General features: G+C 57.1%; 20 protein-coding genes. 6 read left to right on the top strand and 14 right to left on the bottom strand.

Annotated features, from left to right (window positions below):
- Positions 1-9: 9 nt before the first annotated feature.
- From ACN0VD_RS06710 to ACN0VD_RS06695, 4 genes are all read left to right on the top strand, one after another.
- Positions 10-681 (top strand): HAD family hydrolase, encoded by a 672-nt coding sequence (locus ACN0VD_RS06710; protein WP_417592921.1) that lies wholly within the window; start codon positions 10-12, stop codon positions 679-681.
- Between the two features lie 146 nt (positions 682-827).
- On the top strand, positions 828-1,394 hold the full coding sequence (locus tag ACN0VD_RS06705; protein WP_417592919.1) for a DUF1993 domain-containing protein: 567 nt from the start codon (positions 828-830) through the stop codon (positions 1,392-1,394).
- Positions 1,395-1,459: 65 nt separating this feature from the next.
- Complete coding sequence (locus ACN0VD_RS06700) at positions 1,460-1,669, top strand: hypothetical protein (protein ID WP_417593088.1); 210 nt, start codon at positions 1,460-1,462, stop codon at positions 1,667-1,669.
- Between the two features lie 3 nt (positions 1,670-1,672).
- Positions 1,673-2,137 (top strand): GreA/GreB family elongation factor, encoded by a 465-nt coding sequence (locus tag ACN0VD_RS06695; protein ID WP_417592917.1) that lies wholly within the window; start codon positions 1,673-1,675, stop codon positions 2,135-2,137.
- 1,139 nt (positions 2,138-3,276) lie between these two features.
- Here ACN0VD_RS06695 and ACN0VD_RS06690 read toward each other — a convergent pair.
- The 4 genes from ACN0VD_RS06690 to pepN all read right to left on the bottom strand — a co-directional run bounded on the left by ACN0VD_RS06690 (position 3,277) and on the right by pepN (position 9,529).
- Entirely contained in the window at positions 3,277-4,602 is a 1,326-nt protein-coding gene (locus ACN0VD_RS06690; protein WP_417592915.1) for a cystathionine gamma-synthase family protein, read from the bottom strand.
- A 49-nt stretch (positions 4,603-4,651) separates the two neighbouring features.
- Complete coding sequence (locus ACN0VD_RS06685) at positions 4,652-6,058, bottom strand: SLC13 family permease (RefSeq protein WP_417592913.1); 1,407 nt, start codon at positions 6,056-6,058, stop codon at positions 4,652-4,654.
- A gap of 119 nt (positions 6,059-6,177) precedes the next feature.
- Positions 6,178-6,966, bottom strand: a complete 789-nt coding sequence (gene pgeF, locus ACN0VD_RS06680; RefSeq protein WP_417592911.1) for a peptidoglycan editing factor PgeF — start codon at positions 6,964-6,966, stop codon at positions 6,178-6,180.
- Positions 6,932-9,529, bottom strand: a complete 2,598-nt coding sequence (gene pepN, locus ACN0VD_RS06675) for an aminopeptidase N (RefSeq protein WP_417593086.1) — start codon at positions 9,527-9,529, stop codon at positions 6,932-6,934. The genes pgeF and pepN overlap by 35 nt, the downstream gene beginning before the upstream one ends.
- Before the next feature lie 103 nt (positions 9,530-9,632).
- On the opposite strand from pepN, the gene ACN0VD_RS06670 reads away from it, so the two are divergent.
- Positions 9,633-10,928, top strand: a complete 1,296-nt coding sequence (locus ACN0VD_RS06670; RefSeq protein ID WP_417592909.1) for a M48 family metallopeptidase — start codon at positions 9,633-9,635, stop codon at positions 10,926-10,928.
- A gap of 15 nt (positions 10,929-10,943) precedes the next feature.
- Positions 10,944-11,735, top strand: a complete 792-nt coding sequence (locus ACN0VD_RS06665) for an SDR family oxidoreductase (RefSeq protein WP_417593084.1) — start codon at positions 10,944-10,946, stop codon at positions 11,733-11,735.
- A 3-nt stretch (positions 11,736-11,738) separates the two neighbouring features.
- Here the strand turns inward: ACN0VD_RS06665 and ACN0VD_RS06660 are convergent, their stop codons facing one another.
- From ACN0VD_RS06660 to ACN0VD_RS06615, 10 genes are all read right to left on the bottom strand, one after another.
- Positions 11,739-12,677, bottom strand: coding sequence for a DMT family transporter (locus tag ACN0VD_RS06660; RefSeq protein WP_417592907.1), 939 nt, complete (start codon positions 12,675-12,677; stop codon positions 11,739-11,741).
- Positions 12,674-13,675 (bottom strand): threonine aldolase family protein, encoded by a 1,002-nt coding sequence (locus ACN0VD_RS06655; RefSeq protein WP_417592905.1) that lies wholly within the window; start codon positions 13,673-13,675, stop codon positions 12,674-12,676. Before ACN0VD_RS06655 ends, ACN0VD_RS06660 begins: the two co-directional genes overlap by 4 nt.
- 73 nt (positions 13,676-13,748) lie before the next feature.
- Positions 13,749-14,957, bottom strand: a complete 1,209-nt coding sequence (locus tag ACN0VD_RS06650; protein ID WP_417592903.1) for a PepSY-associated TM helix domain-containing protein — start codon at positions 14,955-14,957, stop codon at positions 13,749-13,751.
- A gap of 11 nt (positions 14,958-14,968) precedes the next feature.
- Complete coding sequence (locus tag ACN0VD_RS06645; protein ID WP_417592901.1) at positions 14,969-16,978, bottom strand: TonB-dependent receptor family protein; 2,010 nt, start codon at positions 16,976-16,978, stop codon at positions 14,969-14,971.
- Positions 16,979-17,101: 123 nt separating this feature from the next.
- The gene (locus ACN0VD_RS06640; protein WP_417592899.1) at positions 17,102-17,515 is read right to left on the bottom strand and encodes a hypothetical protein; all 414 of its coding nucleotides are present in this window, start codon (positions 17,513-17,515) and stop codon (positions 17,102-17,104) included.
- A gap of 82 nt (positions 17,516-17,597) precedes the next feature.
- Entirely contained in the window at positions 17,598-18,200 is a 603-nt protein-coding gene (locus tag ACN0VD_RS06635) for a CDP-alcohol phosphatidyltransferase family protein (protein ID WP_417592897.1), read from the bottom strand.
- A 9-nt stretch (positions 18,201-18,209) separates the two neighbouring features.
- A complete protein-coding gene (locus ACN0VD_RS06630) occupies positions 18,210-19,478 on the bottom strand; it encodes a NupC/NupG family nucleoside CNT transporter (RefSeq protein ID WP_417592895.1) in 1,269 nt (422 codons plus the stop codon).
- Complete coding sequence (locus ACN0VD_RS06625; protein WP_417592893.1) at positions 19,475-21,625, bottom strand: FAD-dependent oxidoreductase; 2,151 nt, start codon at positions 21,623-21,625, stop codon at positions 19,475-19,477. The genes ACN0VD_RS06630 and ACN0VD_RS06625 overlap by 4 nt, the downstream gene beginning before the upstream one ends.
- 59 nt (positions 21,626-21,684) lie before the next feature.
- On the bottom strand, positions 21,685-22,518 hold the full coding sequence (locus ACN0VD_RS06620; RefSeq protein ID WP_417592891.1) for a sterol desaturase family protein: 834 nt from the start codon (positions 22,516-22,518) through the stop codon (positions 21,685-21,687).
- Between the two features lie 196 nt (positions 22,519-22,714).
- Positions 22,715-24,376: a hypothetical protein gene (locus ACN0VD_RS06615; RefSeq protein WP_417592889.1), complete on the bottom strand. Its 1,662-nt coding sequence runs from the start codon at positions 24,374-24,376 to the stop codon at positions 22,715-22,717.
- Positions 24,377-24,474 lie beyond the last annotated feature (98 nt).

Below are 24,474 nucleotides of genomic sequence, written 5' to 3'. Positions count from 1 at the left end.
CGGGACGGCATGCAGAAAATATCACTTTACGACATGGACCGGACGATCACCGTGCGCGGGACTTATACGCCATTTCTGTTTTATATGGTCTTTGCCAGAGCGCCATGGCGTCTGATTTTCCTGCCCCTCTTGCCATTTGGCTTTCTGGCTTATGGCCTCCAGCTGATCAGTCGCGGTCAGTTAAAAACCTTTAATCAGAGGATGTTGCTGGGCAGTACTCCCAAAGTTTCGGACTTGCAGCCGCTGATTGAACGCTACGCGGATCACGTGCTGCGCTCCAATCGTCATCTGAAAGCGATCGACCAGATCGAAGAGGATCGCGCTGCCGGTCGGACATTGGTGTTGGTGACGGCATCCTATGAACTTTATGCCGAAGCCATTGCCCGACGCCTTGGCTTTGACCATCTGATCGGAACACAATTGGAGGTCGATGAACAAGGACGCGTGCGACCGCACATCATCGGCGAGAATTGCTATGATGATGCGAAGATTGGCCGGATCGAGGCCCTGTTTGCGGAACAGGGATGGCAGCGTAGCGAAACCCATGTCCGCGCCTATTCCGATCATGTCAGCGATCAGGCAATGCTGGAATTTGCCGACGAAGCCATTGCAACGACCCCGACGCCCAAGTTACGGCATATGGCCGAAGCGCGCGGCTGGAAAATCGTCGACTGGCGCTAGTCGATAGAAGCAGTGCACCTTGGAACAAAAAGCATGAGACTGGTTTCGCAATGCCCGGCAATCTAATTACTATGGACAGCCGGACAACGGCGAATCAAAAGAACGAGATCGCCCACCAGCAAATTCAATTCTGGAGATAAAAAGACATGTCGCTAACGAAGCTCCTCGTCCCGACCTATACACAAATGCTGAAAGCTCTTTCGGGCTGGCTCGAAAAGGCACAGGAACAACTGCCGGAAGCAGAAGTAGCCTCACTGCTTTCCGCCCGTCTCGCACCCGATATGTTTCCCTTGCCCACCCAGATTCGATTCGCCTGCGTACAGGCGCAAGAAGCGGTTTACCGGCTGCAAGGAGAGGCCTTCCCCGCTTCGATCAGTGCGCTTGTAGATGAGGGACGCAATGGAGGAGAAAAGCCCGGGACCTTCGCGGATGCAAAGGCACGGATCGAGCAAACCATCACGTTGCTGAAGGGGCTTGCCTCCGACGCGCTCGACAAAGATCCGAACGAACCCATCGCGCACGAGCTTCCGAACGGCATGGTTTTGGATCTGACCGCAGAACAATATGCCCGCGACTGGACGCTGGGCCAGTTTTATTTCCACCTGATGGCCGCCTACGCGATATTGCGCAGCAAAGGGGTCGAACTCGGCAAAGCAGACTATATACCGCATATGTTTCCCTATATTCGGCCCGATACGATACCGAATGGCTGATGGTCCGGTTGCAGAGTGTCACCGCATGGTTGACAGTCCGGCGCATCCATCGCAAGCGCCTCGGCATGGCTATTATCGCGACCATCATGAACAGCACCACCGGTCAACCGATCCAGAAAATGACCTTTGGCCGTATGCCAAAACCCTGGATATCCTTCAGCCTGGAAACCGGCGAACGGGTCACCGCCGAGCGCATTGACGTCGGCACGCCCGCGCATGGAAAATTTGTCGTGCCGGTCTCTATCTGGGTAACGCCCAAAACGTCTGGAACCTGACCGATGAGCGTTGCGTTCCGAAGAGAAGGTGATGACGAACATCTTGAACCCAAGTTCGAGCTGCCCATTCCGGTCGGCCCCAATCTTGTCACGGCGCGTGGCTTGCAGATGATCAAGGATCGTGTGGCCAAATTACAGGCGGATGTTGCTGCGATCACTGACGAAACCGCGCTCAAAATTGCCAAACGAGACTTGCGTTACTGGAACACACGGCAATCGACAGCGGAGCTGCCGCCAGTGCCGAGCGGGGCAAAGGTAGAATTTGGCACCAGAGTGACGTTCCTGCTCAACGGCACGGAGAAATCGCTGGCCATTGTCGGCGATGACGAAGCGGATCCGGGGCGCGCGCTGGTATCCTTTTCCGCGCCGATCAGCCGCGCCCTCATCGGACTGGAACCGGGCGACTATGCTGACTTTGCAGGTCGCGAGGATGCTATTGAAGTCCTGTCGATTGATGTGCAGCAATAGCAATAAGGCAGATATTTTGGTCAAGACCGAGCCAATGTTGCGGCAGCGCAACTGATGGAACCTGACTCAAAGACGCGGATTTAATTCCGTGACGCTTGCAGCGAACATTCGATTTCCCGTCTGTTCTACCGGCGACAAGACGCTGAGTATGGCCTTTCAAGCGAGTATGAAACCGGGCGCCGCTGATTGCTGCAGTTGAGTTGTGTTCGTTCGGCAAGATGTCTGATCGGCGCTGCTCAAGGAAAGACCGAACTCTTCCGGGGACATCGGCTCTGGGTCGGAAACTTCGCGCCATCGGGAACCTCACAAGGTTGGCAGCGTTACTCGGTCGAAAAGCGACATTCCTGGCAGGAGGAAAAATTGACGGATAGATCGGATGAAAATGATGTATACCAGACGCTGGCTCCTGATGGTCAGGCGGTCCCGGAACCATTTTCAACAGTCACCAGTCATGGTGGATCCAGCAGCAACCCCGCCGCCGAGACGATGGATTCCACCGGTCTGGTCCCGCGATCCGGAAAGGCGATCAAGATAATATATCAGTGTGCCCGTATCAGGCGACAGGGCACATCAAACGGAGCAGGTCGATGGCCTTTACACAGTTGCCGGTATTCGTTGTAGACCGCGGCAATGGCCTTGCACACGGCATAATCGACTATGGTCCTGAACATAATCTAATCTGGGTCACAGCTATTGATGCCACCGGAGAAATCTGGTGCGCACCCAACCCTAAGGTGCGTATGCAGAAGAACTGGAGCATGGGCCGGGAACCTCGGTTCGACACAGCAGGCCAGCAGCGTTCGTCGGCTGACGTCACCCCTATTGGCCCTGGCCTATGAACCCCCAATAGGAAAACCGGCGATCGGGTCGTCCAGATCGTCAATACCGATTTAAATGCGCTTCGCCATTGCTGCGGGCTGCGGACAGTGAGTGACTTTTTGCAGCCTTCCTATCGTCTTTCGCTCCCCGGCAGCCTTTTTGATACGGTTTGGCCTGCTTCATCTGGGTGTCGAAAAATCTTTGCTCCGGCCAAAATCGGTGTCATTTCAACGCTTCTGTTATATCCGGGGGCACCCCGTCACGGAACAAGCATTGCTATGGATCGCACGGTATGTTCCTGCAAACGCACAGCAGAGGCTTCACACAGCCGCCAGCGCCTGATCAAAATCGGCGATCAGGTCGTCCGGGTCCTCGACGCCAATTGATATCCGCACCAGATTATCGGTGATGCCGAGCGCGGCCTTGCGTTCGTCAGGGACCGAGAGGTGAGTCATCGCGGCGGGCAGACTGGCCAGCGTTTCGGTGCCGCCCAGACTGACTGCCAGCTTGGCGATTTTCATGGCGTCGAGGAATCGGAACGCCTCCGCTTCACCGCCCTTGATGAAGACGGAGAAGGTGGATCCGGCGCCGCTGCAATGGCGATTATAGATATCCTTCTGGCCTTCGTCCGCGATAAAGCCGAGATAGCCCAGTCCCTCGACCTTGGGATGGTCGCGCAGAAACGCGCAGACCTTTTCGGCATTTTCGCCGGCGCGGGTCATACGCAGTTCCAATGTCTCGAGACTGCGCATAAGCATCCATGCGGTGTTCGGGTCGCATATCGTTCCAATGACATTCCGGATGGCGCGAATCGGGTCCATATAGGCCTTGCCGCCCAATACGCCGCCGGCAACCAGATCGCTGTGCCCCCCGACATATTTGGTCAGACTGTAAATCACTATATCCGCACCATGTTTGAGCGGTTGCTGCCAAAGCGGCCCCAGAAACGTGTTATCAATCGCTATCGGCGGCGCACCATCATCGCCGAAAACCTGCTTGCGAGCCGTAGCGACACCTTCAATATCGACCAGCGCATTGGTCGGGTTGGCCGGACTTTCGAGATAGATGATCGCCACCTTGCCGCCATTGGCTGCTGCCTGCTGCTTGGCCTGTTCGAGTATCACAGCAACTTCGGAAGGCGTGGCACCCGCCGGAAAGTCAAGGAAAGTTACACCAAAGCGTCCCAATATCTGATTGATCAACGTTTCGGTCGCGGCATAGAGCGGCCCGCTGTGAACGACGACATCGCCCTGATTGACATTGGCCAGCACGACCGTGGCAATCGCCGACATCCCACTGGAAAATACCAGTGCATCCTCGGCTTCGTCCCAGACACTCAACCGGTCTTCCAATATCTCCTGGTTGGGGCCGTTGAAACGTGAATAGACCAGACCGTCCGAACCACCGGGGCGCTTGCCGGTAATCCCTTCAAAAAACCGTTTGCCGGCGGCGGCATTTTCAAAGGCAAAGGTCGAGGTCAGAAAAATTGGTGGCTTGAGCGCGCCTTCCGAAAGTTCCGGATCATAGCCATGCCCCATCATCAACGTCGCCGGCTTCAGCTTGCGTCCGCCAATTTTTTCTATGGGTGCCTTGGGCATCCGGCGGGTGACCGGCACGGCCGCCGTTGGATCATTTTGCTCTGCCATATTCTATCTCTCCACAGCGATGAATGTCGATAAAGTCATGCCTCAAAATCTAACTGGTTACAATGGAAACCAACCATACGCATCCGATTATGATCGGGATGCCCGCGAGATCGAGCAGCAGGCCGGACTTCAGCATTTTCGGCAACTCGATATGACCGGTCGACCAGGCAATCGCATTGGGTCCGGTCCCGCTTGGCAACATGAATCCCCAGCTCGCTGCCATCGCCGCGGGCACCGCCAGCAGCACGGGATCGACGCCGGTCGCGAGGATCAGGCTGGCGACCACCGGCATGATCCCGCTGGCGGTGGCGACATTGGAGGCAAATTCGGTTACCAATATGACCAGCGCGACCAGCGCAATGGCAATAATCAGCACCGGTACGGACTGCAGCGGCTCGAGCGCGCCGCCCAGCCATTCTGCCAGACCGGATTCGATAATTCCCGCGGCCAGCGCGAGACCACCACCGAACATCATGATCACGCCCCAAGGCGCCTTGTCTGCTTCGTCCCAGTTGAGCAGACGCCGACCGGTGCCATCGGGCAGCATGAACAGTAACAGACCGCCGACGATCGCAATGCTGCCGTCATGCAGAGCGCCTTCGGGGAATAATGTCTTGATTTGCGGGAGGAGCAACCAGCCGAGAACAACGATCGCGACGACCGGGACGACGCGCTTCTCCGGTACACTCCATGGCCCCGGCGAACCGATCGCCAGCTTTGCCTTCACACCGTCGAAACTATGCCGCCCAACCTTTTGAACAGCAATGAGAATGATCGCAAGAGCGGGGATGCCGATGATCACGATCGGGATGCCGAATTTCAGCCAGCTGAGAAAATCGAGTTGCATGCCCAATGTCTTGTTGATCAGGCCGGCGGCAATCGCATTGGTGGGACTGCCAACCAGCGTTCCCAGTCCGCCGATCGATGCGGCAAAGGCCACGCCCATGACCAGCGCTCCGGCAAAGCCGTCGGTTTCGCCATCCTTGACGCCGCCCGCAACCAATACCGCCACCGCTATCGGGATCATGATCAGCGTCGACGAGGTGTTGGAGATCAGCATGCTGAGCAAGGCGGTCGCAATCATGAAGGCAAACAAGATGCCCCATGCGCTTTTCCCCGACAGACCGATAATCGCCAGAGCCAGACGCCGATGCAGGCCGACACGTTCAATTGCCAACGCCAGGAACGCTCCACCGAGGATGAGAAACAGAATCGGCGAATAATATTGGCTGGCGGTTTCCCCTGCCGTCATCACATCCATTGTCGGCAGCGCCAGAAAGGGCAGCAAGGCGGTCGCTGTCAGCGGTATCGCCTGTGTCATCCACCAGGTCGCCATCAACAGTGTCAGCGCGGCGACGCGCCAGGCGGTAACCGACATTGACAGAGGAGTGGGCGCGAGCAACATGGCAATAAACACGGCGAGCCCCGCCCATAGACCGATGCGTTTTGCGTTCATGTCCTCTCCTGTTCCCCCGTGATGCCAGCATGGACTGGCAGCATGAACCGAATAGTCTTTCTTGGAGGCCAGATCGGTTCAGGCCCCAGCCTTTGCTGGGGTGACCCCATAAATCAATATTATTCAGTCAGACCGAGTAGCGAAATCTGTCGTCCATATCCCGGTTCATTGCGATGACAAGACCGGCGGTAGCTGAAATAGCGATCTTCCCCGGCGTAGGTATCGAGGTCCGTTTTATCGATTTTGGCAATGCCTGCTTTCTGCAGCCGGGCAGCGACATAATCCTCGATATCAAACTGGAAATGCTCCGGTTTGCCCGCCACGAAGAAACGGTCGTTATCCGGATCGGCTTCGATGAAGCGTGTACGGAAGGCCGCATCCACTTCATAGCTGGCTTGCGCGATACAGGGGCCGATGGCGCAGGCGATATTGGCTCGATCCGAACCGAGCGCTTCCATCGCAGTGAGAACATTGTCGGTCACGCCGGCCAGTGCTCCCTTCCATCCCGCATGGGCCGCCCCGATAACATGGGCTTGCGAATCATGGAACAGCACCGGCACGCAATCGGCGGTCAATATGCCGAGCAAGAGGTTCGGCTGGTCGGTAACCATCGCATCGGCGTGCGGGCGCTGGTCGAGCGGCAAGGGGCCGGTCACCGTCACGACGTCGGCGCTGTGCACCTGATGTACGGTGACCAGTTCGCCGCCCGGCATCAGTCCTTCGACCGCCAGCCGCCGGTTTTCCATGATGGCCTCGCGATCATCGTCGCTGCCGAGACCGACATTCAGTCCGGCATAGACACCCTTCGAAACACCCCCTGCCCGGCCGAGAAAACCGTGTTTCGCGCCATCGAGCAGGGGAGATGTCGTGATATCAAGCAAGGCTTTTGTGGACCTGTTCGGCAACATCCTTCGACAGATCCGGCTGCGCCGCGATTTTTTCTAGCGCCAGCCGCATCAGTTCGGACCGTCCGCGTTCGTAACGCCGCCAGCGTCCCAGAGGCGGGATGAACCGCGCCGCGGTTTGCGGATTTTGCTTGTCGAGAGCGATCACCATATCGGCGATCATGATGTAGCCCTTGCCCGACGGATCGTGGAACCGGACCTGATTGCCGGTGAACGCGCCATAGAGCGCGCGCACGCGGTTGGGATTGGACAGGGTGAAATCGGGATGGCGCGACAGGCCTTGCACCCTTTTCAAGGTATCGCCGCGTTGCGACATCGATTGCAAGCTGAACCATTTATCAAGAACCAGCGGATTGCCTTTGAATTTCTTGTAGAAATTATCAAAAGCAGCGCTGCGTTTGTCGGTGTCGAGATGGGATAATACGGCCAGCGCACCCTGCATGGCGGTCATATTGTCCGCCTCGCAATATTGTCCGAAAGCGACATCTGCTGCATCGTCGGTGTACGAAGCGGCCAGATAGCCCAGAGTGACATTCCGCAATTTGCGCTTCGCCCGTGCTTCGGCATCGAGCGAGAATTCGCCCGGCCAGCAGCTCTTGTAGAGTTTGCGAAACTGCTTTTCGAACTGCACCGCAATTTTCCCGCGCAGTTTTTCGCGTTCGTCATGGATTGCCTGCGGATCGACCTCGGCCATCTGGTCACCGAGAAAGGCTTCACTGGGCAACAGGATCAGTTCGGCGAGAAAGGCCGGATCGATGGTCTTGTCGGCGAGTATTTTCGCGACCGCCTGCAGGATAATATCGCGGTCAACCGGGGTGCCCGACACCTTTGCGGTCAAATAGCCGGTCATCAGGCGTTGCACCGCCTCGAACCGTGCGAATGGATCATCATCATGAGCCGACAGGAAGGCCAGTTCCTCGGCGGTCTGATCGCTTTCCAATATGATCGGCGCGGAAAAACCGCGGTTGATCGACAGGATCGGGTGATCCTTGTAGCCCTCGAGAACAAAGCTTTGGTCTGCCTGATCGAGCAGCAGCAACTGTTCGCCCTGATGCGCGCCGGTTTCCGGATCGAGCAGTGCGGTCCGCAGGGGGATGAGCAGTTCCGAAGGCTTCGGCATTTCCCCTCTCTGGGCAATCTTCTGCTTGAGTTGAAGAGTCGCGGTACCGGTTTGCGGATCATGGGACAGCTTCGCGGTCACCCTTGGCGTGCCCGGCGTTTCATACCATTTGCGGAACTGTTTCAAATCGATTCCGCCGCCATCTTCCATCGCGGTGACAAAATCCTCGCAGGTCGCCGCTTCGCCGTCGTGCCGGTCAAAATAGAGATCGGTGCCCTTGCGGAAATTTTCCGGCCCCATCAGCGTGTTCATCATCCGGATGACTTCCGCGCCCTTGTTATAGATGGTCGCGGTGTAGAAATTGGATATTTCCTGATAGCTTTCCGGCCGGATCGGATGGGCCAATGGACCGGCATCTTCGGGGAATTGCGCGGCGCGCAGGATTCGTACATCCTCGATCCGCTTCAGCGCGGCGGAGCCCATGTCCGCGGAGAAGCTCTGGTCGCGATAGACGGTAAACCCCTCCTTCAGACTGAGCTGAAACCAGTCGCGACAAGTCACTCTGTTTCCGGACCAATTGTGGAAATATTCATGCGCAACCACGCCTTCGATACCGTCATAGTCGGCGTCGGTGGCGACTTCGGGATCGGCGAGAATATAGCGCGAATTGAAGATATTCAGGCCCTTGTTCTCCATCGCCCCCATATTGAAATCATTGACCGCGACGATGTTGAACAGGCCAAGATCATATTCGCGGCCATAGCTTTCCTCGTCCCAGCGCATCGCATCCTTGAGCGCCTGCATGGCGTGACCGGTGCGATCGAGATCGCCGTCGCGTATCCAGATATTGAGTTCGACCGGCTTGCCCGAACGGGTGGTGAAACTGTCAGTATTGGACACCAGATCGCCTGCGACCAGCGCGAAGAGATAGCTCGGCTTGGGCCAAGGATCATTCCACTGCACCCAGTGGCGGCCATTTTCACCCTCACCTTCGGCGACCTTGTCCCCGTTGCACAGCAGCACCGGGAATTTCGCCTTGTCGGCTTCCATCCGCACCTGATAGCGACTGAGCACATCGGGCCGGTCGGGCGCGAACGTGATTCGCCGGAACCCTTCTGCCTCGCATTGCGTACACAGCATGTCATTCGAGGCATAGAGGCCCATCAGCTGGGTGTTGGTCGAGGGATCAAGTTCCACTTCAATCTCTACGATATAGGCCGCACCGGTCAGCGCCAGGACCAAATCTCCCTCGACCAGTTTCCAGTTGGTGAAAGCTACGCCATCCACCTTGACCGCAACCGGCATGATATCATCACCCTGCAATATCAGAGGCTCGTCCGGTTTTGCGCTTTTCGAGCGCCGAACATCCAGTTTCGAACGCACCAATGTCCGCTCCAGATCCAGATCAAAATCGAGTTCGATTTCCGGAATGAACCAGACCGGTGGCCGATAATCCTCGCGGCGGATGGTAGCGGGATCCTTGGCAGCCAAAGCAGCATCGGCCATTTCATCATTCGGGGCTTTTTGAATATCTAACATGGGCCTTGCCATAAGAGCCATTTGCACCCCGCGCAATTGCGTTTATGGCTTGGACAAAAGGGAGTGGGTCATGTTCAGATTATTGCTGTTCTTTATAACCGTCCTGTCGATCGCCGGTCTGCCAGCGGAAATGCTTTTCGCGCAATCCGGCAGCACCGTCTTTGACGTCGAACAAGCCAGTCGCGCCTATATCGACACGTTGCAAGGTGCCGAACTGGAAAAATCCAACAGCTATTTCGAGGGCGGCTATTGGCTGATCCTGTGGGGCGCGCTGGTCGGGATATTCGTCGATCTTTTGATCCTGAAGTCACGCTTCTCCGCCCGCTTCCGGGACTGGGCAGAACGGGTGACCAGACATATATGGCTGCAACCCGCGCTTTATGCCCTGCCCTATGTGCTTGCCGGATTTCTGCTCACCCTTCCCTGGACGATCTACACCGGCTTCTTCCGCGAGCAGCAATATGGCCTGCTGAACCAGAGCTTCGGTGCCTGGTTTGGCGAGCAAATGATCGGTCTCCTGATCTCGCTGATCATAGTTCCGCTGCTGATCATGGCAATTTTTGCCGTCATCCGTCGGGCTCCCAAGACGTGGTGGATTTGGGGAACCGGCGTTATTTCGATCTTCCTGTTCATCGGGATGCTGCTGGGGCCGGTGTTCATTTCTCCATTGTTCAATGACTATAGCGACATGGAAGAAGGGCCTATACGGGACCGGATCGTCGCCATGGCGGCGCAATATGATATTCCTGCAGACCATATCTACGTGTTCGACCAGTCCAAACAGCATAAACGTATATCGGCCAATGTTTCCGGTATCGGACCGACGATCCGGATTTCGCTGAACGACAATCTGCTCGAACGCACCGGTCCCGATGAAGTCGCGGCGGTGATGGGCCATGAACTGGGCCATTATGTTCTGGGCCATTCATGGCGCACGGTTTTCATTCTGGCGTTGATCATGGCGCTTGGACTATTCCTCACCGCCCGCTTCGCCCCGCGGTTGATCAATCGCCATGGCAAAAAATGGGGCGTCAGAAGCATTTCCGATCCCGCCGCCATCCCGATACTCAGTGCGATCCTGACGCTCTATTTCTTCGCCGCGACCCCGGCATTTAATACGCTGATCCGGATCAACGAGAGTGAAGCAGACCGGTTCGGTCTCGATACGGCCAGGGAACCCGACGGCTTTGCCAAGGTGGCTATGCGACTGTCGGAATACCGCAAGATCGAACCAGGGCCGATCGAGGAAATGCTGTTCTTCGATCACCCCTCGGGTGCAACAAGGGTGCGCATGGCGATGCAATGGAAAGCCGACAATGTCGAAAACCCGCAAATGCTGAACCCCGGCGAACTGGAAAAAGAATAAGCTGTGACACGCCACATGCTGATCTTTGGAATGGGCTATACCGCCTCGCGACTGGCCGAGCGGTTGCGCAGCGATGGCTGGAGCGTAACCGGAACGCGCCGAGAAGCGCAGGATGGTTGCCTTGCTTTCGATGACGAGCCCGCTGTTCTGGAGGCGCTGTCGGAGGCCACGCATATACTGTCTTCGGTTCCACCGGCCCATGATGACAGCGAACCGGTGCTCGATCATTATGGTGAAGCGATCCGATCCGCTTCTCAGCAATGGAGCGGTTATCTTTCTTCTACCGGCGTTTATGGCGATGTTGACGGCGCCTGGGTCGACGAAAGCGCACCCATTGGCTCGGGCCGCCGCAGGGCGCGCAGCGAGGCCGATCAGCGCTGGCAGGGTTTACGCGACAATATGCACGTCTTCCGCCTGCCCGGCATATATGGTCCGGGCCGCAGTCCGCTGACCCGGGTGCGCGACGGCAAAGGGAAGCGTGTTGACATGCCGGAACAAGTCTTCAGTCGCATCCATATCGATGACATTGTCAGCGCCATTATCGCTTCGCTCGATGGTCCGGCTGGTGTTTATAATATTGCCGACAATCTTCCGGCCCCGCAGCATCAGGTCATTGCCCATGCCGCACGGCTGTTGGGCATGGATATTCCGCCGTTGCTGTCGCTGGAGGATGCCAATCTGTCGCAAGCTGCGCTGGGATTTTATGAAGAAAACCGGCGGGTGGCCAATGGCAAGGCGAAGCGATTGCTCCGTTGGGAGCCACGATATCCGGATTATAAAGCAGGGCTGCAATCGCTGCTGGACTGAGATTCAGCCAGAAATCCGCGGCGTCTTCGGCTTGCGCGCCCGCAGCGCCACCAGCAGTCCGAGCATCGCCAGAACCGCGCCGCCAGCCGGCAGCCAGGTCCAGACATAATCCTCGAAAATCGTCGACAATATCATCGCCACCACCGGCACCAATACGCTGGAATAGGCCGCCTTGCCCGGACCGATTTCGCGGATCATCGCAAAATAGAGCGGGAAGGTCACGACCGACCCGATAACGCCGAGATAGATTATGCCGCCCCAGTAAGCCGCTCGCATTTCATAGACTGGCGGACCGACCGTGATCCAGGATAGCGCGACGTTGATCAAGGCGCCAAAGAGCATCGCCCAAGCGAGGACCGTGATGATCGGATAGGGTTTTAGCCGTTTTCCTGCCTGCATGACATTGGCAATTGACGCCGACAAAATGCCGCCAAAGGTCAGCGTAGCACCCAGCAACACCTGTTCCAGACTGGCCGGAGACGCACGATATTCATGCCAGAACAGCATCGCGATCCCGGCCGCCGCAATCGCCGATCCCCCGAGAAACGGGGCGGTAATCTTGTGGCCCAGAAAGATCCGGCCAAAAATCGCATTCGGCACCATCAACAGCGCGAATAATACCGCCACCAGTCCCGAGGTGATGAACCGTTCAGCATTATAGACAAAGTTGAAATTGAAGCTGAACTGGAACAGCCCGAGAATGAGGGCGAACAGATAGCCGGTGCGATCGAGCCGGAACGACAGCCGCTTATAGCCCACCAGCACGAACATGGCGGCAGCGGCAACGATAAAGCGGTAACTGACCGACCATCCGGGCGGCACTTCGGAAATCTGATCCTTGATCACCAGCCAGGTCGATCCCCAGATCAGAGAGACCAGCAGAAAGGGGATCAGGATACGGGGCGTGAGCAGACTGACTTCGCCGCGCTCGTCCTCGCTCACAGGGCGGCAATCGCATTGGCGAGCGGACGGATATGCGCCTCGCTCTGGTTCCAGCTCGTCACCAGCCGCGCCTGCCCTGCGCCCCAGTCGTAGAAATCAAATCCGGCAGCACGCAGCTTTGCCGCTTCGTCTGCCGACAATCTGATAAAGACCTCGTTCGCCTCGACCGGATAGATCAATCGGTCGCCAGCGGCCTTGGCAATGATCTGCGCGCCCCTATTGGCGGCGCGGGCATTGTCGAGCCACAGGTCATCCTCGAGCATCGCCAATATCTGCGCTGCAAGAAAACGCCCCTTGGACTGAAGATGCCCGGCGCGTTTGCGGCGATAATGGGTATCGGCGGCCAGCTCACGATCAAAAAATATCAAAGCCTCCGCACTCATCCCGCCATTTTTCACAAAGCCGAAGCTCAGCGCATCGACACCGGCTTTCCAGGTCAGATCGGCGGGCGAGCAGCTGAGCGTTGCCACCGCATTGGCAAAACGCGCGCCGTCCATGTGCAGGCCGAGACCCCGCGCCTTGCAGACTTCGGCGAGGCCAGCAACTTCATCGGGGCGATAGACCATGCCGCATTCGCTGGCATTGGTAATCGAAACGGCAGCAGGCTGGACCTGATGGACATCGTCGCGGATCGCCGCGCAATAGGCCTCGACGCTTTCGGGAGAGAGTTTTGCGCCCTCCCCGTCGAGCAGCATCAGCTTCGCGCCGCCAGTGAAGAAACCCGGCGCACCGGCTTCGTCCTGCTCGATATGGGCTTCGCGGTGACAGATCACGCCCTGATGCGGCTTGCACATCGCGGCGAGCGCCAAAGAATTGGCCGCCGTGCCGGTCGCCACCCACAAAGCCTCGACCTCCGTTTCGAACAGGTCGGAGAAAGCGCCGTTAAGTTGCCCGCTCAGCCTGTCGCCGTCATAGGCGGTGTCTTGCGCATTCGCTTCGACCAGCGATTCCAGCAACCTGGGGTGCACAGACGCAGCATTATCGGAGAAAAATCGCATGGGCTGCGCATGGCTTAGCGCTTCTGGCGCGTCAAGATATGTTGGCGGATCATGGGTCGATAATCCGGTCGCCCTAGGCACCCCCTTTCGCTGCTCTCGATGGCCGTTTCTTCCACCACATTCTGGTGCCGCTCACCGCTATCGTGATCAGCGCGAGTGCGGTCAGCAGCCCGACGAGCTGGTTGATCCAGCCGAACAGCTGCCCCTCGTGCCATGCGATGCCATAGTTGATGATCCGGTCGGCAATATGCTTGTCGGCAAAACCGGTGCGGCTGACGACCGCGCCGCTTTGCGGATCATAGAGAATATTGCGGATCAGGGGCCGGTTTTGTGCCTCGCTGGTCAGTTTCCAGACATCACCATTGGGCGGCCCGAAACGGGACGGCGCGCCGGGTGGCTGGACCAGAGCCGGGAAGGCCATATCCTCTTTGCCCGCCAGATGCACGATGTCGCCAAGCGTCATGGCATTTTCCGGTGCTGGTACAGGTCCGCTCTGTTGTTGTGCGTCGAGCATCGCCTGATGGTCATGGCCCTGATGCTGGACAGCCGGGGCATCATCCCCGCCTTGCCAATCCTGCGGCTTGCTGTCGACCCAGCCCATTTCGCTGCGGACCGATTTGATCACCGAACCCCAGTTGTCGGTCCACGGCAGGCCGCTGAACAGCAAAAGCAGCGCCAATCCTGCCACCCAGAAGCCGGTCACCGCATGCAGATCGCGCCAGAATTGCCTGGCACCCCCTTTAAGGCGAGGCCAGAAACGCCCCGAAGATGGCCTGCTCGCGCCGGTAGAGCGTGGCCACCACAGGAATAATCCGGAAAGGATCATCATGATGGCGAGCGTGGCGGCAATCTCGACCAGGGTCGATCCGAATTTGCCCATCAGCAATGTGCCGTGAAAACGCCTTACGGTGGCGCTGATCATCGCTTCGGGATCGACAATCGCCAGCAGTTGCCCGGATGGCGCGACATAAATGTCCCGCACCTCCTTGCCGCCCGCCAGCCCGACATGGATGACCGCAGCGTCGTCTTTGGCCTGCGGGAGACGATAGCTGTGGAATGTGGCGCCGGGCACCGCCGCCATTGCCGTCGCCAGTTGCGCGTCCGGTGACACCGCCTGCGTCACCGAAAGGCCGCGCCAATCGCTTTCCTGCCACTTGTCGAGCTGCGGCTTGAACAGGAAGATCGAGCCGGTGATCGAAAGGATCAGAATGAACGGGATGACGAACAGTCCCGCCCACATGTGCAGGCGCCAGATGAAGCGATAGAGCGCGGCCTTGGTCATTTTCTATCCCCCTAGAAACGGGCACGGACGCCGCCGAAAACGGCGCGTCGTTCGACCGGGTTGTAGATGACGGAAGCCGGCGTTGCGCTGATCACCGCACTAATGTCGCCAATAGCGTTCTTGTCGGTCAGGTTTCGTGCATCGAGAAACAGGTCGACGCCGTCTGTCACATTATAGCCTGCGGTAAGACCGATCATCGCATAGCCGGACACGCGCAGGCTGTTGCTATAATCGGCAAAGGCCCCTTCCGGCACCCATTCGATACTCGGCGCAATATGCATGGCATCGGTGCCGAGCCGGATCTCGCCGCGATAGGCATGGCGCGGGACAACCGGCAGGCGGTTGTCGCCGAATTGCGCGTCATCGCGGAAGGCAAAATCACTATATTGGTAGGTCTGACGAATGCGCAGCCATTCGGTCGGTTCAAAGGTCAGTCCCGCCTCGATGCCCTGATGCCGTGTGCGACCCGCATTGAACGTCGATGCGGGAATGTCCGGGCCAATATTGAATTGCAGCAATTCTCCGTTCAGATCGGCGCGATAGATGGCGAGATCCCAGCTGAACGCACCTGCCGTTCCTCTTGTTCCGATTTCTGCCGTCCACGCCGTTTGCGCCTCGACCGGAACAAACTGGCTGATCTGCGCCAGCTCGATGAAGCCCGGGAATTCCGCCGAGCGGCTATAATTGGCGAAAAACTGGAGATCCTCATTGGCTTCGTAGAGCAGTCCGAATTTGGGCGAAAATGCATCGAACTCCGCGCGCGCGAATATGTCGCGTGGCCCGCCGGCGAAGCTGTTGAAATTCTCCTGCTGCTGGCGATAGCCGTCGGCATAAATCCCCCCAGCAACAAGACTGAGACGGTCGGTCGCCTTCAGCCGCAACTCGGCATAGAGATTGGCGGTCCGGGCCTTCTGGTCCGCATCAAAGGCAAGCGCCCCCCGCTCGCCATCTATATTGACGAACCGCTTTGATTTGACGGTGCCAAAGCGCATCTCTCCGCCTACCGTCAATTCGAACGGGCCGGACATATAATCGAGACGGAAGAAGCCTCCCCGATCAACTGAATCCTGATCCACAACCTGGAAAATCGGGTGGTAAAGTGATTTCACGTTCAGGAAGACGCCTGCTTCCAGTTTCGCTGCACCGAAATCAAAACTGGTCCGGTTCTGAAGACGCAGCGATTCGATATCGCGGGCCTGATCATTGACGAAATTGCCCTTCGTCGGATCGTTCAGCGCGTCCTCAAAATTCAATGCACCAGGGATTTCCTGATCTATATTATTATAGCTGGCGTAGAAGCGCGTCTTTACCGTCGGCGAGATTTCGAGACCGACATTGCCGTGAAAGCGCAAGCTGTCCCGCTTGGCATGATCGCGGTCGCCATCCGATGTATCGGTGCTGATCGCCGCCCAGACATCTCCGGCCCCCTTGCTGGCGCCGAAGGATAATAATCCGCGATAGCTGTCGAAACTGCCGATATCACCACGCAGATATACTCCCTCTGCCGTCCTGCCGGTAGGAGTCACCCCGTTGATCGCACCGCCCAATGTACCGGATCCGAAGCGCAGGGCGTTGGCACCGCGATAGACCTCGAGATGGTCGAAGAAGGACGGCTCGAGTTCCTGAAAGTCGCCATTGTCATCGGCCAGATTGATCGGAATGCCATCCTGCAACAAGGTCAGGCCGCGCATGTGGAAGCCGCGGCTCAGACCGGAACCGCGAATGGAAATGCGCACTTCCTGACCATAGCGCGGTTGCAGATAGATACCGGGAGAAAAGGCCAAAGCATCGCGCAACGACACCAGTGACTTGTCGACATAATCTTCGTGGCTGACAATATCCGTGCCGCCCGGCGTCTTGTTGGCGGCGGCCTGCGCTTCATCCGCGACACGCGTGCCTGTCACGATGATGGTATTTGTACCGCGATCGCTCTCGCTTGCGGCATCATCGGCCATGGCGGGAACGGAAAGAGTAGTAAGAGCGCACGCCAGAGCGATGCGCGAAACAGAGATTTTGGTCATATTGATAAGCCTGAATTTGCCCGGCCCACGCCAAAGAATGACGCATCCGATACATATTGAACAGAAGAATATTGATTGGGGAGCGCCATGACCCGCACGGGTCAACGAACAGCTCCGGATTTGTCAGGCTATGACAGGAGGGCCACGAAGCGGCGGCCGCAGGCGATCGGCGACACCGGGCAACGGCATTTGCAGCAGTTGCAATCCGGCGAGCAGAATGAACAATATCGCAAGAACAAGCTGGATCGGGTCGGCGCCCGTGGCGACCAGTTGCGAGAATCCGGCGAAGGAACATGTCGTACCCGACGGATCGCCCGCGCCATCATGCTTTTCCTTCCCGGCGGTCTTCGGCCCGAACGGAATTTCGATTGTCGTTTCCGCGTTGCCGATGCCGTTGCATATTTTCACGGTGAAGGTCTTTGTATCCTGGTTGACCATATAGCCGGGCGGCACCAGTATTTTCATCGCCAGTGCAGCAAAGCAGACCAGTGCCAACAGGCACGGATAGGCTCTGAATAGGCGGCGAAAAGCGATCATAGCGGGCTGTTAGTTTGCGAAGATCAAAAAGACAAGATCGATTCGCGCGCCCCTCATCCGGACCAGGCAACGCACGGACTTTTCAGGGAAAGTCCACTTTCGCAGCTATGGTCCGCTGGATTACAGTGATCACGCACATCGCCGAATAGATCGCAGCGATAACGGCAAAATATTGGGGCAACAGGCACATCAGGACAAAGGCGGCGATAGTCTCTGTGCCTTCGGCGAGGCCTGTATTGTAGAAGAAGCTCTTCTTGCCGTGGGCTTCGGTTTCACGGCCCGCTTTGGCCGCCATCACCGCATAAGCGAGAAAGCTGATACCGGTCAGGGTGAAGCTGGCGATCAATATCATCGCAAGGGGAAGATTGGCTGAGACGGCAAAACCGAAGCCGAGCGGCACCGCGACGTAGAAAGCAAAATCGGCGACGATATCAAGATAGCCGCCGAAATCAGACTGCTTCGTCGCGCGCGCGACCGCACCATCGAGTCCGTCAAGCACCCGGCTCAAGAGCACCAGCGCCAGACCGAGCAGATAATAGCGGAAGCCGATGGCCACGCCTGCCCCGATGCCGATCATCGCGCCAGCCAGGGTGACTTGGTTGGCGGTGATGCCGGATCGGGCCAGCGCCTTGCCAACGGCATTGAGCGGCGGATCAATCAGCGGCCTTATCCTGGAATCAAGCATAGTTCCCCCTCACCCAAAGCTCACCAGACCGATGACAGCTCCGGTCATGGCGGTGGCGCAATTGCCGGCGATCCAGCTTTTCACGCCGAGTCCTGCGACCTCCGCCCGTCGTGATGGCGCGAGCGTCCCGATGGTCGAGACCAGCAAGCCGACGCTGGCAAGATTGGCAAAACCGCAAAGCGCGTAGACGACGATCAACTGGCTGCGCGGATCAAATGTCCCCTCGGGGATAGCCGCCAGATCAAGATAAGCGACATATTCGTTGAGGATCGTCTTGGTCCCCATCAAAGCGCCAGCGGCAGGCGCCTGATCCCACGGCACGCCGAGCGTCCACATCAGCGGCGCGAACAGCCAGCCGAAGGCGCGTTTGATCGTCACCGCCTGACCATCAACATAAGGCAAGACCGTCAATATCTGGTCGGCCAGAGCGACCAGCGCGAACACCACCAGGATGATCCCGATAACCGCCAGAAACACCTGCACGCCTTCCATGGTTCCGCGGACAAGCGCGTCGATGCTGCCGTCATATTTCAGCCCCGGCTGCTTGTCGCTGGCCTCGGTCCTGCCGTTGCCCGGTACCATCAGGCGGGCGACCAGTATCGCGGCGGGTAGCGAAATCAGCGATGCGGAGATCATATGGCCGACCGCGTTGGGAACCGCCTGCGACAGGGTCGAGGCGTAGAGAATGAGAATCGCACCCGAGATGGTCGCCATCGGCAGCACCATCACCATGAACAGTTCGCCACGGCTCATCTTCTCGAAATAGGCGCGCAAGACCAGCGGTGATTCGACCACGCCGAGGAAGATATTTGCCCCGCCGCTAAGGCCAACCACACCGCTGACACCCATGGTCTTGCGCAGCGCCCAGGACAGGCCGCGGACAATCCACGCGAGCACGCCCCAGTGCCACAGCAAAGCCGACAGCGCCGAGAACACGATGACCAGAGGCAGAATCTGGAAGGCAATGATCAGCGGCGGCTGCGCGCCCTCTTTCAGCACGAAGGGCAATTCCGCCCCGCCGACATAGCCGAACATATAGGATGATCCGACTAGGCTCGCTTTTTCAATCGCCATCACACCCTGGTTGGCGAGGCCAATGATGTCCCATACAAAGGGCACCCGGACGATAACCAGCGCGATGGTCAGCTGGAGCAACAGCGCCCCGCCGATCCATTTCCAGCTTGGCCGGTCCTTGCGGTTTTCCGATATCGCCCAGACGAACAGCAGGATCAGCGTCAGACCGATCAGTCCCTGTCCCTGCTGCAATATGGCGATCATCCGCGCATCCAGCTGTGATAGCGCTCGACCAGACGAAGCAAGCCCTGCGGAGCATGCGCCCGCTTCCATTCGCCCGCCGCATATTTATTGGCTTCCGCCATGGTCGGATAAGTGTGGATCGTTCCCAATATCTTGTTGAGGCCGAGCTTATATTTCATCGCCAGAACATATTCAGCGAGCAACTCTCCGGCATGATCGCCGACAATGGTGACGCCGAGGATCTTGTCCTTGCCCGGAGGAGTCAGCACTTTAACAAAGCCCTGGGTCGCGCTTTCCGCGATCGCCCGGTCGAGTTCGTCCATCTGGTAGACGGTCACCTCGTGTGCGATATCCTGCTCTCTGGCTTCCTGTTCGTTCAGACCGACGCGGGCAATTTCCGGATCGATGAAGGTCGTCCACGGAATGACCCGATAATCAGCCTTGAACGTGCGGAACTGCCCGAACAGGGCGTTGACCGAAGCATACCAGGCCTGATGCGAAGCAACATGGGTGAACTGATAAGGTCCGGCGACGTCACCTGCGGCAAATATATTGGGATAAGAGGTGGCGAGAATGTCGTCGGTGACGATGGTCCTGCCGGTCTCGATGCCCAGTTCTTCCAGACCAAAGCCGGAGAGCCGCGCCGAGCGACCGACAGCGATAACCAGAGCGTCAAAAACGATCGCCTGCTCCTTGTCGTCAGCGCTGACGATCAGCCGCTTTTCACCGTTCACCAGCTCACAGCGGAGCGCTTCATGATCCGTCCGCACGTCGACGCCCGACGCTTGCTGCGCGGCCTTGGCAAGCGCGGAGACATCTTCATCCTCGCGCGACAGCAAGCGGCTTCCGCGTTCGATTTGCGTGACTTGCGATCCCAAGCGCGCGAAGGCCTGACTCAATTCGGAACCGATCGGGCCTCCGCCGAGGATGATCATCCGCTTCGGAATATCGTCGAGCTTGGCGAATTCTTCCCACAACGTATCGCTGGTGACATAGCCGACATCATCGAGACCGGGCAGCGGCGGAACAAAAGGCGCGCCGCCGGTTGCGACGATGATCGAACGGGTGGTCAGCCGCTGGGTCTCGCCATCATTGCGCTTTATCTCGACCGTCCACGGATCGATGATCTTGGCATAGCCCTTGACGACATCGACCCCCAGTTCGGTATAGCGCTCGACGCTGTCATGCGGGGCAATGTCCGCGATAACATTGTGGATACGCTGCATCACCGCCTTGAAACTATATTGCGGATCGGTCTTTTGCAGCCCGTAGGCGTCGGCATGGCGCATCTGCTGTGCAACCTTGGCGCTCTTGATCAGCGCCTTGCTCGGCACGCAGCCATAGTTCAAGCAATCTCCGCCCATCTCGCCGGCTTCCACCAAGGTCACCTTGGCTTTGACGGTCGCGGCAATATAGGAGGACACCAGCCCGGCTGCACCGGCACCGATGACGACCAGATTGCGGTCATATTTCTTCGGCTTGGTGTAACCGGCATAGACTTTCCGGCGCTTGATCCGGGCCACGATCCACTTGCCGATCCAAGGCGTTATGCCGAGCGCAGCGAAGGACAGCAGCAAACCCGGCGATCCGATATCGCCGACCTGCTCGATATTGGCGAGCTGGGTACCGGCGTTTACATAGACCAATGTCCCGAGCAACATGCCGATCTGGCTGACAATATAGAAGGTGCGCGCCTTGATCGCGGTCAGCCCCATCAGCAGGTTGATCAGGAAGAAGGGGAAGACCGGCACCAGACGAAGGGTCAGCAAATAGAAGGGCCCGTCCTTCTCGACCCCGTTGTCGATCGCCTTCAACCGGTCGCCGAAGCGGGATTTGACCGCATCACGGAACAGATAGCGGGATGAGAGAAAGGCGATGGTCGCGCCGATGGAGGAAGCGAAGGACACAATGATCGTACCGGTAACGACGCCGAACAGCGCGCCGGCCGCAAGGGTCAGAATCAGCGCTCCGGGCAGGGAAGCCGCCGTCGTTACGACATAGACAAGGAAGAATATCGCGATAACCAGAAAGGGCGCCGCCCGATATTGCCCGTCAAAAGCGGCCTGCTGTTCCTTCAGATTGGCCAGTGTCAGCTGCGACCCCAAATCAAAATAGAAGAAGCTCGCTACGGCGATGGTAAAAAGAACAAGGATCAGTATTTTTTTCATGTGAGACTTTCTGCCCGATTGGGGCTTCGATGCAACAACTGCTTTTACCGGCCAGTTGTTTAATCTGGTTTTTGGGTGGCTTCGGGAACGCTCTGCGATCCCCTGGAACCGCGAAACGGAAGCGCCAGGCTCCACCAAGTTTCTGCGGGATGGTCCGATTGATATTCGGCCAGACCGATGATCATGTCATCATGTCCTGCGGCTGGTTGCGCGGTATAGGTACCAAAGAGCCGGTCCCACAGAGCGATACTGAAACCGAAATTGCTGTCGGTTTCTTTCACCACGGTAGAATGGTGCACGCGGTGCATGTCGGGCGTGACAACAAACAGCCGCAGGAACCTGTCAAACGACGGCGGCAACCGCAAATTGGCGTGATTGAACATCGCAAACAGGTTGAGCAACAGCGCGAAAACAAACACGGCGAACGGCGTAGGACCCAACAGGAGGACCAGAACCGACTTGTAGAGCATAGACAATATGATTTCGACCGGATGGAACCGAACCGCCGTCGTCACGTCAATATCGCGATCGGCGTGATGGACTTTGTGCAGCGCCCAAAGCACCGGAATCCGGTGGGTCAGCACATGCTGCGCATAAATCGCCAGATCCAGCAATATCAGGGCAAGCGTAAATTCCAGCCAGAGCGGAAAGTCGATCCGGTTGAACAGGCCGAAATCGGCCTGCTCGGCAAAGCTGGCGGCGGCGATTGCCGCAATCGGCCCCATCAGTCTCAGAGCAAGCGTGTCGACAAGGATGATAATCCCGTTCGTGCGCCAACGCCTGCCACGCGGCATCGTCCGCTTCTTCCGGGGGAAAACAGCCTCGAGAACCGCCAGAATGACGAACAACAGCACGGACAGCGCCAGGCCGGACGAGGCGAGACTATCGGTCATTACGGATATTCTGATGCGCCATTGGAACTTTCGTGTTGCCGGTGGTTCGATTCTTCAAGTGTTCGGTCGTGACGATGATCCGGTTACAGTCGGAATAGGATAGCTTCAACTTTGGTGCGATCCGCTCGATAATAGGCGTTGCTCGGAAATGCACAATTTACATGTACACACCCTTGCTCAGCGCAAGACCTACGCATTAGCGGATGTTAGGCGAAGGTTGATCTGGAATTCTATTGGTCAGGGCGCCGATCAGTCTGTTGGTGCTAATCCCGCCCACAGCCCCAGCCTTCACCTCAACATACATCCCGAATTCCGGCTTTTTGGCTATATTGCCGTTTACAGCATCGACCGTGTTGTGCCCGACATACAGGTGATCAATTAATGCAATATTTTGCTCAATCTGAAGTCCGGCATTCTTGTCATTGCCAATGGACCTGCGGCTGCTGTCATCAGCCATTGCTCCAATATAATTTTGAGTCACAATCCCGCGTTGAAGCGCAAATTGAGATCCTCCCAATCGATCACTAACCAGGGCAAGTCCTGTCTGAAAATAGCCAGCGATATCATTTGCCCGTATCTGAAAATCGGTGACCCCTCTGACGTTAATACCAATATAGCACCCACGAACCTTGTTGTTGAAAATCACTGCTCTGGCGGCTGTACCGACAGATATGGTTGGAACCACCGATATCCCGTTAATCACGTCACCTGAATTCTGGGCTGCGCTCTCGTAAATTTTATTGTCGAACCATTTGACGTTCATTCGTTCCGTTTTGATATGTGCTGCCGAGTTGTTGCGTGGCGAACAGTTGTAGAACCTTCCTCCCGACACTTCGGATTCATCGGAAAGCGCGCCGCCATATCTACCCCCTATATGCAGTCCCCTTCGCAAGAAAGCGAAGGTCCTTTTGGGCGTGCCAGATAATTTAATATCAAGCACACTGGAGGCATAAGCGCAGTAATAGAGCGCATTCCTACTATCATAATCCTCAAACCCACTTGCAGATGCGCGATAGACCATCAGATTCCGATAGTAACCGTCAACCTTCTGACCTTTTCCGATACAGGCATGGGAGCGGGTAATGCATATTGCCGCTGACTGATTGGATATCACGCCATCGTCAGTTCCTGTACGCAGAAACGTCCCATTGATAATGCGGGTCTGCGTTGATGCGTAAACGCATAGAGCCGTTCCATGGTCCGTTATGATTGTTGCGCGTGATAAATCGATTGTCAGGTCATTTGCTCCGTCAATCATCACAGCATAATATGTCGGGAGATCAAAGACAGGATCTCCCTTGCTCACCGCATGTTCCGATATTGTTTGCTTACCCGCAGGCAAATAATAATGACCATCTGCCTTTATTTCGCGGATATCATTGGCTTTCGCATAGTCTATCCAAGCCGATATCGTAGGTGATGCCGACTTAGATGTTCCATCACCGACACTACCGAAATATTCCGGTATGAGATCGCTGAACTGGCGTACCCATGCACCTGCGGCCCCAGTAACATCACTGGAGGATGCGATATAGACTCCTTGTGCTGGGTCAGTTTTTACTTTGGCTGATAAATTGGATTTCGAAAAAACAAAAACACCTTCCCGCCCACGCTCGGTTAGCAATGCAACATCAGAATCGGCCGCCGTACGACCTGCAGCGGCAAGTAGCGGCAACGTAGAATAGCTTCTTTTCGCGAAGTAGGATTTGGTTTCCTTGCCGTCAGAAGCCGACGTCAGCTGCCCCTGAAACAGAAAAGAGAGGATATTCCCTTTCCGCATAGTCAAGGCGCTCATAGCGGATACGAGACCGTATACAAAAAGGTCGCGCCGGGCAGCCACTCTCCAAAGACGTTTCATAGATCTAAACGCCGCCGTCCCTAAAATACCAGACACCCGTTTCGATACTTTTCTGTCGCATTAAACAAACATAGCTGGATTACACGCCCATACAATGT

Origin of the sequence: Parasphingorhabdus sp. (assembly GCF_048267785.1) — a bacterium.
In the GTDB taxonomy this organism is placed as follows: domain Bacteria; phylum Pseudomonadota; class Alphaproteobacteria; order Sphingomonadales; family Sphingomonadaceae; genus Parasphingorhabdus.
Note: the sequence above shows the minus strand (reverse complement) of the source record. Positions and strands in the feature narration are given on the sequence as shown.

Bases quoted from the DNA above. Each gene is read 5' to 3' on its own strand.
- ACN0VD_RS06710 (WP_417592921.1), top strand. From the start codon at position 10: ATGCAGAAAATATCACTTTACGACATGGACCGGACGATCACCGTGCGC.
- ACN0VD_RS06705 (WP_417592919.1), top strand. From the start codon at position 828: ATGTCGCTAACGAAGCTCCTCGTCCCGACCTATACACAAATGCTGAAA.
- ACN0VD_RS06700 (WP_417593088.1), top strand. From the start codon at position 1,460: ATGGCTATTATCGCGACCATCATGAACAGCACCACCGGTCAACCGATC.
- ACN0VD_RS06695 (WP_417592917.1), top strand. From the start codon at position 1,673: ATGAGCGTTGCGTTCCGAAGAGAAGGTGATGACGAACATCTTGAACCC.
- ACN0VD_RS06690 (WP_417592915.1), bottom strand. From the start codon at position 4,602: ATGGCAGAGCAAAATGATCCAACGGCGGCCGTGCCGGTCACCCGCCGG.
- ACN0VD_RS06685 (WP_417592913.1), bottom strand. From the start codon at position 6,058: ATGAACGCAAAACGCATCGGTCTATGGGCGGGGCTCGCCGTGTTTATT.
- pgeF (WP_417592911.1), bottom strand. From the start codon at position 6,966: ATGTTGCCGAACAGGTCCACAAAAGCCTTGCTTGATATCACGACATCT.
- pepN (WP_417593086.1), bottom strand. From the start codon at position 9,529: ATGGCCGATGCTGCTTTGGCTGCCAAGGATCCCGCTACCATCCGCCGC.
- ACN0VD_RS06670 (WP_417592909.1), top strand. From the start codon at position 9,633: ATGTTCAGATTATTGCTGTTCTTTATAACCGTCCTGTCGATCGCCGGT.
- ACN0VD_RS06665 (WP_417593084.1), top strand. From the start codon at position 10,944: ATGCTGATCTTTGGAATGGGCTATACCGCCTCGCGACTGGCCGAGCGG.
- ACN0VD_RS06655 (WP_417592905.1), bottom strand. From the start codon at position 13,675: ATGCGATTTTTCTCCGATAATGCTGCGTCTGTGCACCCCAGGTTGCTG.
- ACN0VD_RS06650 (WP_417592903.1), bottom strand. From the start codon at position 14,957: ATGACCAAGGCCGCGCTCTATCGCTTCATCTGGCGCCTGCACATGTGG.
- ACN0VD_RS06645 (WP_417592901.1), bottom strand. From the start codon at position 16,978: ATGACCAAAATCTCTGTTTCGCGCATCGCTCTGGCGTGCGCTCTTACT.
- ACN0VD_RS06640 (WP_417592899.1), bottom strand. From the start codon at position 17,515: ATGATCGCTTTTCGCCGCCTATTCAGAGCCTATCCGTGCCTGTTGGCA.
- ACN0VD_RS06635 (WP_417592897.1), bottom strand. From the start codon at position 18,200: ATGCTTGATTCCAGGATAAGGCCGCTGATTGATCCGCCGCTCAATGCC.
- ACN0VD_RS06630 (WP_417592895.1), bottom strand. From the start codon at position 19,478: ATGATCGCCATATTGCAGCAGGGACAGGGACTGATCGGTCTGACGCTG.
- ACN0VD_RS06625 (WP_417592893.1), bottom strand. From the start codon at position 21,625: ATGAAAAAAATACTGATCCTTGTTCTTTTTACCATCGCCGTAGCGAGC.
- ACN0VD_RS06620 (WP_417592891.1), bottom strand. From the start codon at position 22,518: ATGACCGATAGTCTCGCCTCGTCCGGCCTGGCGCTGTCCGTGCTGTTG.
- ACN0VD_RS06615 (WP_417592889.1), bottom strand. From the start codon at position 24,376: ATGAAACGTCTTTGGAGAGTGGCTGCCCGGCGCGACCTTTTTGTATAC.